General features: G+C 59.9%; 11 protein-coding genes and 1 other RNA gene. 8 read left to right on the plus strand and 4 right to left on the minus strand.

Annotation, left to right across the window (positions count from 1 at the left end; all coding sequences use genetic code 11):
- Positions 1–110 precede the first annotated feature (110 nt).
- From ssrS to QE408_RS19970, 3 genes are all read right to left on the minus strand, one after another.
- Positions 111–268, minus strand: a non-coding RNA gene (ssrS, locus tag QE408_RS19960) — 6S RNA.
- An 83-nt stretch (positions 269–351) separates the two neighbouring features.
- A complete protein-coding gene (locus QE408_RS19965; protein ID WP_062427933.1) occupies positions 352–729 on the minus strand; it encodes a cell division protein ZapA in 378 nt (125 codons plus the stop codon).
- Between the two features lie 12 nt (positions 730–741).
- Positions 742–1,014 carry a DUF4164 domain-containing protein gene (locus QE408_RS19970; protein ID WP_306934150.1) on the minus strand — a complete coding sequence of 91 codons (273 nt, stop codon included), beginning with the start codon at positions 1,012–1,014 and terminating at the stop codon, positions 742–744.
- Between the two features lie 364 nt (positions 1,015–1,378).
- On the opposite strand from QE408_RS19970, the gene tkt reads away from it, so the two are divergent.
- The 8 genes from tkt to QE408_RS20010 all read left to right on the plus strand — a co-directional run bounded on the left by tkt (position 1,379) and on the right by QE408_RS20010 (position 12,585).
- On the plus strand, positions 1,379–3,361 hold the full coding sequence (tkt, locus tag QE408_RS19975; protein WP_306934152.1) for a transketolase: 1,983 nt from the start codon (positions 1,379–1,381) through the stop codon (positions 3,359–3,361).
- 141 nt (positions 3,362–3,502) lie between these two features.
- A complete protein-coding gene (gene gap / locus QE408_RS19980; RefSeq protein ID WP_306934154.1) occupies positions 3,503–4,513 on the plus strand; it encodes a type I glyceraldehyde-3-phosphate dehydrogenase in 1,011 nt (336 codons plus the stop codon).
- 270 nt (positions 4,514–4,783) lie between these two features.
- On the plus strand, positions 4,784–5,713 hold the full coding sequence (locus tag QE408_RS19985; protein ID WP_306934156.1) for a sulfurtransferase: 930 nt from the start codon (positions 4,784–4,786) through the stop codon (positions 5,711–5,713).
- Between the two features lie 72 nt (positions 5,714–5,785).
- Positions 5,786–6,970 carry a YeeE/YedE family protein gene (locus QE408_RS19990; RefSeq protein WP_306934157.1) on the plus strand — a complete coding sequence of 395 codons (1,185 nt, stop codon included), beginning with the start codon at positions 5,786–5,788 and terminating at the stop codon, positions 6,968–6,970.
- Between the two features lie 446 nt (positions 6,971–7,416).
- Positions 7,417–9,261 carry a potassium/proton antiporter gene (locus tag QE408_RS19995; RefSeq protein WP_373465592.1) on the plus strand — a complete coding sequence of 615 codons (1,845 nt, stop codon included), beginning with the start codon at positions 7,417–7,419 and terminating at the stop codon, positions 9,259–9,261.
- 115 nt (positions 9,262–9,376) lie between these two features.
- Positions 9,377–10,579 carry a phosphoglycerate kinase gene (locus tag QE408_RS20000; protein ID WP_306934161.1) on the plus strand — a complete coding sequence of 401 codons (1,203 nt, stop codon included), beginning with the start codon at positions 9,377–9,379 and terminating at the stop codon, positions 10,577–10,579.
- A gap of 265 nt (positions 10,580–10,844) precedes the next feature.
- Positions 10,845–11,870 carry a class I fructose-bisphosphate aldolase gene (locus tag QE408_RS20005; RefSeq protein ID WP_306934163.1) on the plus strand — a complete coding sequence of 342 codons (1,026 nt, stop codon included), beginning with the start codon at positions 10,845–10,847 and terminating at the stop codon, positions 11,868–11,870.
- A gap of 232 nt (positions 11,871–12,102) precedes the next feature.
- Positions 12,103–12,585 carry a 2TM domain-containing protein gene (locus QE408_RS20010; protein WP_306934165.1) on the plus strand — a complete coding sequence of 161 codons (483 nt, stop codon included), beginning with the start codon at positions 12,103–12,105 and terminating at the stop codon, positions 12,583–12,585.
- A 142-nt stretch (positions 12,586–12,727) separates the two neighbouring features.
- Here the strand turns inward: QE408_RS20010 and QE408_RS20015 are convergent, their stop codons facing one another.
- The gene (locus tag QE408_RS20015) at positions 12,728–12,883 is read right to left on the minus strand and encodes a hypothetical protein (protein ID WP_165457088.1); all 156 of its coding nucleotides are present in this window, start codon (positions 12,881–12,883) and stop codon (positions 12,728–12,730) included.
- Between the last annotated feature and the right edge of the window lie 184 nt (positions 12,884–13,067).

Raw genomic sequence — 13,067 nt, forward strand, 5'->3', positions numbered from 1 at the left:
GAATAAAATAATCGTGGGCGTCACGTGCGAGGCAAAAGGACGCAATTTAAAACCGATGGTTTGTTGCCACGCCACAAACGTGGCGAAATCGCCTAAGCTAAAAAAGTAAAGTGCGTCCGCGACGACCGATGGAGATTTACGATCCTGGGTGCCTACAAAAGTAGGTGGGCACCGTGTGTCCAGCCCCACGAGGCCGGACAGGGACAGCTCCCTTTGGATCGAGTATGGCCCCAGGGATTGTGGTTCCTGTCGAGAAGCGCAGAACGCACTCTCTATATATGATGGATCGATGCGTTTCGAAAGAGGCTGCCGAGGATATTCTTGATGGCACCGCTTATGTGAGGCGCAGGCTCAATTGACCGAAGGCTTCGGCCTTTCCACCAGCTTTTCGGTAATGCCGTTCAGCCGCATGGCGAGATCGGAAATGGCGAGCACGATCTGCTCGTCGGCCTTCGCCTTGCTTTCAGCCATGCCGTCGCGGTTCTGCTGCAACGAGGCGACCTGGTTTTCCAGCGCTTCGATCTTGCGCGACAGCTCCGACATCTCGTCGGTGATCATGATGCCGGCCATGACGGTCAATCTCAGATCGCCGATCTCGCCGAATTGGCTTTTCAGATGACCGACATAGCGGTCGAAACGGGCGGCGAGATCGGTGAGGTGGTCTTCCTGTCCTGCTTCGCAGGCCATGCGATAGGCCTTGCCGTCGATCATCACGGTGACTTGAGCCATGGGGGCCTCCTCTTATCTGTCCAGCACGGCGCGGATGGTTTCCATGGCCGTGACAAGACGGCGCGAGACCTCGCGGTTCACCTCTTCGAGACGGTTGGCGCGGAACTGCGACTGATCGAGTTCCTGGGCAAGGCGGGCACGATCCACATGCACGCGCTTGACTTCACTCTCCACCTCGCCGCTTTCCCGCTGGCGCTCGAGGCGCATGTCGAGGGCGTTTTCAAGGCTGGTGATTGCGGAGCTGAGCTCCGACAGCGCAACATGTATGGTTTTTTCCGCCGTCATCGTTTCTTCCAAACCGCGTAAGCGGCAAGCCGAATCGTTGCCGCCCGATGTCACCCAAGGCCAAGACACGATATTACCCGTTTTGCGCCCGCGTCAATCAAACCAATACATTCAAGCACTTTGCGCTGTGGATGAATGCAGCTTGCCAACGATCCCGTGAAGTCGCCCTGCCCGATTATGGCCACAGCTTGGGAGGAGGATTGGTCGAATGCATGGCAGGCGGACGCGAAACGATTTTTGTTGCCGAACGAACCGCAACGAAGGCCGCATTTGTTGACAGAGCCGCCCTACCTGCTATGGATCAACCCGCTTTTTGGATAGTTAGAACGACTATCTCCTTTCACCCGGAACAGACGGAAAAGCCATGATTTCTCGCGACAAACACGACCGGATGGCCAATGCAATCCGATTTCTTGCCATGGATGCTGTGGAGAAGGCCAATTCCGGCCATCCTGGCTTGCCGATGGGTGCAGCGGATGTCGCCACGGTCCTCTTTACCCGCTATCTGAAATTCGACCCCAAGGCGCCGCATTGGCCCGACCGCGACCGTTTCGTGCTGTCCGCCGGCCACGGCTCCATGCTGCTCTACTCGTGCCTGTACCTCACCGGCTACGAGGACATGACGATCGACGAGATCAAGCGCTTCCGTCAGCTCGGCTCCAAGACCGCCGGCCACCCGGAATACGGCCATGCCACCGGCATCGAGACCACCACCGGCCCGCTCGGCCAGGGCATTGCCAATGCTGTCGGCATGGCGATTGCCGAGCGCAAGCTGGAAGAAGAATTCGGCTCCGATCTGCAGAGCCATTATACTTACGTTCTGTGCGGCGACGGCTGCCTGATGGAAGGCATCAGCCATGAGGCGATCGCGCTTGCCGGCCATCTGCGCCTGAACAAGCTCGTGCTCTTCTGGGACAACAACAACATCACGATCGACGGCGCAGTCGGCCTGTCCGACTCCACCGACCAGATCGAACGCTTCAAGGCGGTTCACTGGCACACGATCGAGATCGACGGCCACGATCCGGAAGCGATTGCCGCTGCCATCGAAGAAGCCCACAAGTCCGACCGCCCGACCTTCATCGCCGCCAAGACCACCATCGGCTTCGGTGCCCCGAACAAGGCCGGCACCCACAAGGTTCACGGCTCGCCACTCGGCGCAGAAGAAATTGCCGCAACCCGCAAGCACCTGAACTGGGAAGCCGAACCCTTCGTCATTCCCGAAGACGTGCTCGATGCTTGGCGTCTGGCAGGCCTGCGCTCCACCAAGACCCGCCAGGAATGGGAAGCCCGTCTGGAAGCGGCAGAAACTCAAAAGAAAGCCGAGTTCAAGCGCCGTTTCGCCGGCGATCTGCCCGGCAATTTCGACAGCTCCATCGACGCCTTCAAGAAGAAGGTCGCCGCCAACAATCCGACGGTTGCCACCCGCAAGGCTTCCGAAGACACGCTCGAAGTCATCAACGGCGTGGTGCAGGAAATGCTCGGCGGCTCCGCCGACCTGACGCCTTCCAACAACACCAAGACCAGCCAGATGGTGTCGATCACGCCGACGGACTTCTCCGGTCGCTATATGCATTACGGCATTCGCGAACACGGCATGGCAGCGGCCATGAACGGCATTTCGCTGCATGGCGGCCTGATCCCCTACTCCGGCGGCTTCCTGATCTTCTCGGACTATTGCCGTCCGTCGATCCGCCTTGCCGCACTGATGGGCATCCGCGTCGTTCACGTCCTGACGCATGACTCGATCGGCGTTGGTGAAGACGGCCCGACCCACCAGCCGGTGGAGCAGATTGCAGCGCTGCGCGCCATTCCGAACCTCCTGGTCTTCCGCCCGGCAGACGAGACGGAAACGGCAGAAGCCTGGCAGCTTGCCCTGCATGAAAAGCATCGTCCGTCTGCACTGGCACTCACACGCCAGAACCTGACGCCCGCTCGCAAGGACTATGAGGAGAAGAACCTCGTTGCCTATGGTGCCTACGAACTGGTTTCGGCAAGCGACGCGAAGGTCTCGATCTTCGCCTCGGGCTCGGAAGTGGAGCTTGCGCTGAAGGCCGCCGCCACGCTGAAGGACAAGGGCATTTCCGCCCGCGTCGTTTCCGTGCCCTGCTTCGAACTCTTCAAGGAGCAGCCGGAGAGCTATCGTCAGGCCATCATCGGCAACGCGCCGGTCAAGATCGCCGTCGAAGCGGCAATCCGCCAGGGCTGGGATTACTTCATCGGTAATGACGGCGCTTTCGTCGGCATGCAGTCCTTCGGTGCTTCTGCACCGGCCAAGGACCTCTTCCCGCACTTCGGCATCACCGCAGAAGCGGTTGTCGCCGCAGCCGAAGAAAAGCTCGGCTGATCCCATTGGCCGGAGGAAAGGTGCTTTCCGCGCCCCACCTTCGGCTGTCGACCGCCGCAAGCGGTGGAGGCTCCAAGCCTGCGCCGCTTCGCGTTCATGTTATTCCATTGAGAACCAGACTTATTGATCGGGAGACTGTAAATGACTGTAAAAGTAGCCATTAACGGCTTCGGCCGTATCGGCCGTAACGTCCTTCGTGCCATCGTTGAATCCGGCCGCACCGACATTGAAGTCGTTGCCATCAACGACCTCGGCCCCGTTGAGACCAATGCGCACCTGCTGCGTTACGACTCCATCCACGGCAAGTTCCCGGCCGATGTGAAGGTCGAAGGCGACTCGATCATCGTTGGCGGCGGCAAGCCGATCAAGGTGACCGCCGTTCGCGATCCCGCAACGCTTCCGCATGGCGAACTCGGCGTCGACATCGCGCTGGAATGCACGGGCATCTTCACCGCCCGCGACAAGGCTGCCGCTCACCTGACGGCTGGCGCAAAGCGCGTCATCGTTTCCGCTCCGGCTGACGGCGCTGATCTCACGGTTGTTTTCGGCGTCAACCACGACCAGCTGACGAAGGATCACCTCGTCATCTCGAACGCATCCTGCACCACCAACTGCCTGGTGCCGGTCGTCAAGGTTCTCGATGACCTGATCGGCATCGACCATGGCTTCATGACGACGATCCACTCCTACACCGGCGACCAGCCGACGCTGGACACCATGCACAAGGATCTGTACCGCGCCCGCGCCGCAGCACTTTCGATGATCCCGACCTCGACGGGCGCTGCCAAGGCCGTTGGCCTGGTTCTGCCACACCTCAAGGGTCGCCTTGACGGCACGTCCATCCGCGTTCCGACGCCGAATGTCTCGGTCGTCGATTTCAAGTTCGTCGCCAAGAAGAACACGTCCGTTGCCGAAATCAACGACGCCATCAAGGCTGCCTCCAACGGCGCCCTGAAGGGCGTTCTCGGCTACACCGACGAGCCGCTGGTATCGCGTGACTTCAACCACGACAGCCACTCCTCGATTTTCGCCACCGACCAGACCAAGGTCATGGAAGGCAACTTCGTGCGCGTTCTCTCCTGGTACGACAACGAGTGGGGCTTCTCCAACCGCATGTCCGACACGGCCGTGGCTTTCGCCAAGACCATCTGATCCGGCAGTCAGTACCGATCCAAAGAACCGGTGGGAGCGATCCCGCCGGTTTTTGTTTTTGCACATGGCGAAAAGCTCGCTTGAGACGGCAACCATAAGTAATCAAAATTTGGAAATAACGGCTTCTTTACCTTCGTTATGACGCGAATATATCCGTTTAAGTTGAGCAATCTATTTTCCACTAATTTTATGGAATACCATTTCTTCATTCTTGCCGCCGCCTGGATCATCTTCAGCCATCGCCGCAATCGACAGGCCAAAGGAGAGATCATGTCGGGTTTGAAGGGGTATTTCGCAATTGCCACAGCAACGCTTCTATCGCTCGCCGCAGCGACGGGCGCGAGCGCATCGGACGCGCTGGTCAGCGCGCAATGGGTCCAGGACAATCTGAAGAACCCCAAGGTAAAGATCTTTGAAGTCAGCGTCGATCCGGGCGTCTTCGAGCGTGGCCATATTCCAGGCGCCCAGAACCTCAACTGGCACACGGATCTTGTCGATCCGACCCGACGCGATATCGCCAGCCGCGAAGCCTTCGAAAAGCTTCTGCGCCAGGCGGGCGTCGACAAGGACAGCACCATTGTTCTCTACGGCGACAACAACAACTGGTTCGCCGCCTGGGGCGCCTGGGTTTTTGAAACTTACGGTCTCGGCGACCGTGTGAAGCTTCTGGATGGCGGGCGCAAATTATGGGAAGCGGAAGGGCTGCCGCTCGACACCGCAGCCATCGAGACCAAGGGTAGCAACATCGAGTTGCCGGATCGCGATCCGGCCATCCGTGCCCGCTTTTCAGAGGTCGTGGCCGTGGCCGAAGGCAAGCACGATATCAAGCTCATCGATATCCGTTCCGCCGACGAATATAACGGCAAGATCTTCGCGCCCGATGGCGTGAAGGAGCTTTCGGTGCGCGCTGGCCACATACCTGGCGCGGTCAACGTGCCCTGGGGCACCATCGTCAATAAGGATGGCACCTTCAAATCGGCGGACGAGATCAAGGCCATCTATGCGGAGAAGGGCATCGACGGCTCCAAACCCATCATCACCTATTGCCGCATAGGCGAGCGTTCCAGTCATACATGGTTCGCGCTGAAGAAAATCCTCGGCTACGACGTCAAGAACTATGACGGCTCCTGGACCGAGTACGGCAATGCCGTCGGCGTGCCGGTAAAGAACCCCGCTGGCACCGTCTGGAACGGCAAGTAATCCGCAATTCACGTTCCTCCCCGTCCGGTGGGTGCCTCGGCACCTGCCGGATGTCCCATACTCGGTAGCGACATGACAATCCGGATTGCCCCTCTCATCTCCGTCGCCCTCCTCCTGCTGATCGGCATCTGGGGTTGGTTTCTCTCGCAGGAAAGCGGCGGTCGGATCCTTGCCCTCTCGGTTCTGGCGGGTGCCGCCTTCGGCATTGTGTTGCAGCGCGGCCGCTTCTGCTTTCTCTGCAATTTTCGCGACCTGGTGGAAAAGCGCGAGGCTGGTGGCGTGATCGCTATTCTGGTGGCGCTTGCAGCCGGTGCGGTCTTCTACCAGATCGTTATGACCGCATGGGCGCCGGTACCGCAGCCAGGACGCCTGCCACCCGGCGCGCATATCGGCCCGGTCGGCTGGGTGCTGGCGCTCGCCGCCGCCATCTTCGGTCTCGGCGCCGCCCTTTCCGGCTCCTGCCTCTCGGCGCATTTCTACCGGCTCGGAGAAGGAGCCTTTGGCTCGCTGGTAGCGCTCGCCGGCGCAGGCCTCGGCTTCATTGCCGGTTTTGCCAGCTGGAACAGCCTCTACACAGCCACTGTTTTCGATGACGCGCCGCTCTGGTTGCCTCACGGCCTCGGCTATAGTGGCGCTCTGCTTCTCAGCCTTGCTCTTCTTTTTCTCCTCGTGATCGCAGCCCTCTGGTGGAGCAAGGGACGACTGCATGCGGCGGATCGCGAGCGACGATCACCCTCAACCCTGCCAGAGATTTCTCGCGCTCTTTTCATCGACCGCTGGCCGCCCGTCCTCACTGGCATCCTCATAGCCTTGATCAGCGCTTTTGCCTATTTTCGTATTGCCCCACTTGGTGTGACCCAGGAACTTGGAAGCGTGGTGCGCACCGGCGGCCTCAGCCTTGGATTGGTGCCGGAGACACTGGCTGGTCTCGACACCGCACGCGGCTGCATCAGCGCCATCAAGACAGCCCTTCTTTCGCCCAACGGCCTCTTCGTCAGCGGCCTCATTCTGGCAAGCTTCGCCTCGGCGCTCTTTGCCGGTCAGTTCAAACCGGTCTGGCCGAACGGGCGAGGCCTTGCACTGCGCTTCATTGGCGGTCTCCTGATGGGCTGGGGCGGCATGACCGCGCTTGGCTGCACCGTCGGCGTGCTGCTCTCCGGCATCCATGCCGGTGCTGTGTCTGGCTGGGTGTTTTTGCTGTTTTGCGCGCTGGGAACGCTCGTTGGACTGCGACTGGTGAAGGCGATCGGCGGCTGATGTGCGTTATCGACACAGTGCCCGGGCAGTGGAGACCATGGGCCAACCACCTCTCCGCGCTCATGCTCGGGCTAGACCCACTCCTGTCAGGTTTAAATTGGGGAGAGGTGTTTGGGCGAGAGGTTTTCTCTTTCCGTCACCTTGCCGAGAGGCCCCCCTCTGTCCCGCAGCGCAGAGGGGGATGCCACGCATTCAGAGCTGTCGTAACAGTTCCGGCCCCATAAACCGGTCAGCGGCGGGCCGCGCCCAAGGATGACGACGGAGAGGTTTGCAGGTCCGCGCCACAAACCGCAATCGGCGCAAGCAATCCCACGCTGTCTTCCTTTAGCCTCCGACCCACACATCCTCCATCTTTCCTCACATCCGCCTTGCTCTGGTCCATTTTGCGACAGAACAATCGCTCACAAGATTCGGCACCGGCAGATGTGGCACTGCGCGCCGGATTCATGGGCGCGGGTGCGAAGGGTAGAGCATTGGAATCATTTTATCTCTTGCTGCTGGTTGCCAACGTTCTTGTTCTTGCAGCCGCCTTTTCCAGCCTGATTGCCTACCGCTTCGGCGCGCCACTGCTCCTTCTCTTCCTGATGATCGGGCTTGCCGCGGGCAAGGATGGTCTCGGCATCGAATTCACCAATAGCGCGCTCGCCTATATGCTCGGCTCGCTGGTGCTTGCCGTTATCCTCTTCGATTCCGGCTTCAGCACGCCCTTGCAGACTTTTCGGCTGTCCTCCCGGCCCGCGCTCACGCTTGCGACAGTCGGCGTCGTCCTGACGGCTGTGTTCTTCGCCGGGGCCGCAGCGCTTCTGCTCGGTTTCTCCTGGCTTGAAGGACTGCTCCTTGGCTCCATCGTTGCTTCCACCGATGCGGCTGCCGTGTTCTTCCTGCTGCGCATCGGCGGAATTCACATCCGCGATCAGGTGCGCTCGACGCTGGAAGTAGAATCCGGCACCAACGATCCGATGGCAATCTTCTTGACCATCGCGCTGGTGGAAGTCGTCAGCCGCGGCAAGGGGCTGGCAGGCTTCGACAGCAGCTTCATCCTGATGTTCCTCGAAGAGATGGGGCTTGGCCTGATCTTCGGCCTGCTTGGCGGCCTGATGATCGTCAACATCGTCAACCGCTTCACCATGGATCGCGGCCTGGCGCCCATTCTCGTTCTGGCGCTGGCGCTTCTCGTCTTCTCCTTTACCGGCGCGCTGCATGGCAGCGGCTTCCTCGCCGTCTATGTCGCCGGCATCGTCGCGGGCAATCGCAAGATTTTCGCCAAGGGCGCGATCCGTCGCTTCCATGAGGGCATGACGTGGCTGGCGCAGATCATCATGTTCCTGATGCTCGGCCTGCTGGCCACGCCCTCGCAGTTTCCGGCCATCATCATTCCCGCTGTTCTGCTGGCGCTCTTCCTGATCTTCGTCGCAAGGCCGCTCGCCGTGTGGCTCAGCCTCATGCCTTTCAACTACACCCAGCAGGAAACCAGCTTCGTCGCTTGGGTGGGTCTGCGCGGCGCCGTCTCGATCCTGCTTGCCATTCTTCCGGCGCTGGGCGGGCTCAACAATGCCGAGATCTACTTCAACGCCGCCTTCATCATCGTGCTGGTCTCGCTTCTGGTGCAGGGCTGGACGATCAAGCCCGTCGCAACCCGCCTCGGCCTCGTCGTACCGCCGCGGATGGGTGAAGTGGACAAGCTGGAAGTGGACCTGCCCGGCACCGCAACCCATGAGCTGATCTCCTATCGTGTTGCCAAGGGCAGCGCGATTTTGCAGGGCGAGCGCATTCCCCGCTGGGCGATGCCGTCTCTCGTGGTGCGCGACGGTAAATCCATCCGCTATCAATATGCCGGCAGGCTTCGGGAAAACGATCTCGTCTATCTCTTCGTCATTCCCAGCAATGCGAAGCTGCTCGACCGGCTCTTTGCCAGCGCCAAGCCGGTGACCACCGATGACGAGGACATCTTCGGCACCTTCGCCATTTCGCCACAGCGCCCGGCCAAAGAGCTCGACGCATCCTATGGCCCGGGGCTGATCACCGCGCAGGAGCAGTCGCTGACCGTTGGCGAATTGATCGAATTCCGCCTTGGCGGCAAGGCGGAATATGCCGACCGTATCCGCCTCGGTTCGCTGATCCTGATCGTCCGCGATCTCGATGAAAATCACGCAATCTCCAGCATCGGCATTTCGCTGGAACCGGTGGAGCCCGCCACCACCTTGCCGATCTTCATCAGCCTGAAAGACATCATCCACCGCGCCCGCGAGCATCGCAGAGAGAAGCGCCGCGCCCGCAGCCAGAGCCTTTGAGCGCGAAGTGAGAAAGCGTCACCGCATCGTGATGAAAACGCCTTGCACCGTCGGTCAGGCATAGTATGGTCGCGCCCGAAGACATTGTTTCAAACACGTTTTACAGGATCGATCTATGCCCGCCTTCAAGACCCTTGACGACCTCACCGACATTTCCGGAAAGCGCGTTCTCGTTCGTGTCGATCTCAATGTGCCGGTTGCTGATGGCAAGGTGACGGACAAGACCCGCCTTGAGCGCGTGGCGCCCACCATTCTGGAACTCTCGCAAAAGGGTGCCAAGGTCATTCTGTTGGCACATTTCGGCCGCCCGAAGGGTGAGCCGGTTGCCGACATGTCGCTCTCGCTCATCGCTCCCGCCTTGGAAGAAGTTCTGGACCACGCCGTGCTCTTTGCCAGCGATTGCATTGGCTCTGCTGCGGCCGAAGCCATCGCCAAGATGAATGACGGCGATATCCTGCTTCTGGAAAACACCCGCTTCCACAAGGGCGAGGAAAAGAACGATCCCGCTTTTGTCACGGAGCTTGCCAAGAACGGCGATATCTTCGTCAACGACGCCTTCTCCGCCGCCCACCGCGCCCACGCCTCCACCGAAGGTCTTGCCCGCCATCTGCCGGCCTATGCCGGCCGCACCATGCAGGCGGAACTGGAAGCGCTGGAAAAGGGTCTCGGCGCCCCTGCCCGCCCGGTCGTTGCCATTGTCGGCGGCGCAAAGGTCTCCACCAAGATCGATCTCCTGATGAACCTCGTCAAGAAGGTCGACGCGCTGGTGATCGGCGGCGGCATGGCCAACACCTTCCTCGCTGCACGCGGCACACAGGTCGGCAAGTCGCTCTGCGAGCATGATCTTGCCGAAACCGCAAAGCAGATCATGATCGAGGCTGCGACGGCTGGCTGCGCCATCGTCCTGCCGGATGACGGCGTTGTGGCCCGCGAGTTCAAGGCCAATGCCGCCAATGAGGTGGTCGATATCAACGCCATCCCCGAAGACGCCATGGTGCTCGACGTCGGTCCGAAGTCGGTCGAAGCGATCAAGGGCTGGATTTCGCGCGCTGAAACGCTGGTCTGGAACGGCCCGCTCGGCGCCTTCGAAATCGAACCATTCGACACCGCAACCGTCGCTGCCGCCCGCCATGCCGCCGAATGCACCAAGTCCGGCAAACTCGTCTCCGTCGCAGGCGGCGGTGATACGGTGGCCGCGCTGAACCATGCAGGCGTTGCCGAAGACTTCACTTACATCTCGACCGCAGGCGGCGCCTTCCTCGAATGGATGGAAGGCAAGGTGCTTCCGGGTGTCGCTATTCTGCAAGAGCAGAAGTAATTCACCTCTGCCAAAACACATCCGAGTAAAAACGAACGACCGACGCCACGACCGGCGTCGGTCGTTTTATTTCTTGAGCAAGCGCCTCACTCTTCGGAACCAAACAGCGCATCAAGCGTCTTCTTCTTCGGCAATTTCACGCGCCGCACATACTCGGAAACACATTCGCTGACTAAAACTATTTCAAACGATTCAAGGCCTTAGCCTGCCATCTTTCTGCCTCTGTCTGGTATCTGAGTATGATCATGTATTGGGAGAACTGGAAATGACCGAACGTCTTCAAGATATTGCATTTAAAATGATGTCGAACGGCAAGGGACTGCTGGCGGCGGATGAATCCACCGGCACCATCAAGAAGCGCTTCGACACGATCGGTCTGGAATCGACAGAAACCAGCCGCCGTGATTATCGCGAAATGCTGTTCCGCACCGACGAGGCGATGACGAAGTGCATCTCCGGCGTCATTCTCTATGAGGAGACGCTGTTCCAGAAGGCGGCTGATGGCACGCCCTTCGTCGAGATCATCAAGGCAGCGGGCGCCGTTCCCGGCATCAAGGTGGACAAGGGCGCCAAGCCGCAGGCCTTCTTTCCCGGCGAGACGGTGACCGAGGGCCTCGACGGCCTGGCGGATCGACTGAAGACCTATTACGAAGCCGGTGCGCGCTTCGCCAAATGGCGCGGCGTCATCGCTATCGGCGATGGACTTCCGACATGGGGCTCGATCAAGGCGAATGCCCAGGCGCTGGCCCGCTATGCAGCGCTTTGCCAGCAGGCCGGCATCGTGCCGATCGTCGAGCCGGAGGTGTTGATGGACGGCAAGCCCGGCACACACAGCATCGATCGTTGCGCCGAGGTGACCGAATGGGTGCTGCGCACGGTGTTCACCGATCTTTACGATGCCCGCGTCGATCTGGAAGGCATGATCCTGAAACCCAACATGGTCATCGACGGCAAGAATGCCCGCAAGGCAGGCATCGAAGAGGTTGCCGAAAAGACCGTGAAGGTGCTGAAGGCCACCGTGCCATCCGCTGTACCCGGCATCGCCTTCCTCTCCGGCGGCCAGTCGTCGGAAGAAGCCACCGCCCACCTCTCGGCCATCAATGCGAGCTATGACCTGCCATGGTCCGTCACCTTTTCCTATGGCCGCGCATTGCAGGAAACGGCACTCCATGCCTGGGGCGGCAAGCAGGAAAATGTCGCAGCCGGCCAGCGCGCCTTCCGCCACCGCGCCGAGATGAATTCTCTGGCAGCGCGCGGCAACTGGAAGCAGGAGCTTGAGAAGGCGGCGTGACGTCGCTTCTCTCTACTTAAGCCCTATCTGAGACTGTACCGGAAAGCCGCTCTCCTCGAGCGGCTTTTTCTTTTCCCGGCGGCTCGCCACTCTTCAAATTCACGCTCGCCCGGCGCAGTATGCCGCCATGACAGGCCCGTCACCGTCCCGACAGCAACCCGACAGTCGGGCGGATGACGTGGTGATCGATGGCGGTTTGCGGAAATGTCGGTCGCGTCGAACCTTGGAGAGAATGATGCTGGTACAGAAACTCAGGCTACAGCGCGGCTGGTCGCAGGAGCAGTTGGCAACCGTCAGTGGCTTGAGCGTGCGCACCATTCAGCGTATCGAGCGGGGTCAATCCGCGAGCCTGGAAACGCTCGCAACCCTGGCATCCGTCTTCGAGATCGACGTGTCGCAACTGACCGTAGAAAAGGAAACGGATATGCAAAGCATTGCTGTCGACTCCAGAGAAGCCGAAGAAGCCCTCGCATTCGAGCGCGTGCGAAAGATCAAGAAGTTCTACCTGCATGTCGCGCAATATGTCTTGGTCATCGCCATGCTGGTCGTCATCAACCTTGTTACCAGCCCGCATTACTTCTGGGCCATCTGGCCGGCCCTCGGCTGGGGTGTCGCCCTTGCGATGAACGGCATGACCACCTTCGACCTCGTGCCCTTCCTCAATGCCGCATGGGAGCGCAAGAAGGTCGAGGACTATCTCGGGCGCAAGCTCTGATCATCTAAAGCGCCGTGCGTTTTGTTAAACGCCCAAAGGACGCTTTCGCTTTTTGACGCTACGCATCGTGCTTTCCGAAAATCGAGAGCGATTTTCGGGCCGATGCTGTAGGCGCTTCCATCATCGATGGGAGCGCCAAAATTCATGGCCGCAGGAGCAGCACCAGCGTCCATAGAACAAAGGCCACCACGGCGATCTTCCAGAAATCGGCGCGTCGTCTAAAGCCCGGAAATCCGAGCGGGCGGATGAGCTGTATCCCCATGGCCAAAAGTAGCAAAAGGCCGATCGCCTTCGTCATCACGCAACCTTTTGGCTCAATCGGGCAAGCTGTGTGCCACCGTTTCTGCCATCTTCTGAGGGAACCCTTGGCAGCTGCCGCCGGTTCAACTGCAAATGTCTATTAAAGGGCTTGCCGCATCCGTGAGCCAAATGTCAAACTCATTCTACATCGTCACAGGGTGGACATTTTTATGCTCACCATG

The organism is Agrobacterium larrymoorei (assembly GCF_030819275.1).
Classification (GTDB): Bacteria; Pseudomonadota; Alphaproteobacteria; order Rhizobiales; family Rhizobiaceae; genus Agrobacterium; species Agrobacterium larrymoorei_B.

Bases quoted from the DNA above. Each gene is read 5' to 3' on its own strand.
- QE408_RS19970 (WP_306934150.1), bottom strand. From the start codon at position 1,014: ATGACGGCGGAAAAAACCATACATGTTGCGCTGTCGGAGCTCAGCTCC.
- QE408_RS19990 (WP_306934157.1), top strand. From the start codon at position 5,786: ATGACAATCCGGATTGCCCCTCTCATCTCCGTCGCCCTCCTCCTGCTG.
- QE408_RS20005 (WP_306934163.1), top strand. From the start codon at position 10,845: ATGACCGAACGTCTTCAAGATATTGCATTTAAAATGATGTCGAACGGC.
- tkt (WP_306934152.1), top strand. From the start codon at position 1,379: ATGATTTCTCGCGACAAACACGACCGGATGGCCAATGCAATCCGATTT.
- QE408_RS19965 (WP_062427933.1), bottom strand. From the start codon at position 729: ATGGCTCAAGTCACCGTGATGATCGACGGCAAGGCCTATCGCATGGCC.
- QE408_RS19985 (WP_306934156.1), top strand. From the start codon at position 4,784: ATGTCGGGTTTGAAGGGGTATTTCGCAATTGCCACAGCAACGCTTCTA.
- QE408_RS20010 (WP_306934165.1), top strand. From the start codon at position 12,103: ATGATGCTGGTACAGAAACTCAGGCTACAGCGCGGCTGGTCGCAGGAG.
- gap (WP_306934154.1), top strand. From the start codon at position 3,503: ATGACTGTAAAAGTAGCCATTAACGGCTTCGGCCGTATCGGCCGTAAC.
- QE408_RS20000 (WP_306934161.1), top strand. From the start codon at position 9,377: ATGCCCGCCTTCAAGACCCTTGACGACCTCACCGACATTTCCGGAAAG.
- QE408_RS19995 (WP_373465592.1), top strand. From the start codon at position 7,417: ATGGGCGCGGGTGCGAAGGGTAGAGCATTGGAATCATTTTATCTCTTG.
- QE408_RS20015 (WP_165457088.1), bottom strand. From the start codon at position 12,883: ATGACGAAGGCGATCGGCCTTTTGCTACTTTTGGCCATGGGGATACAG.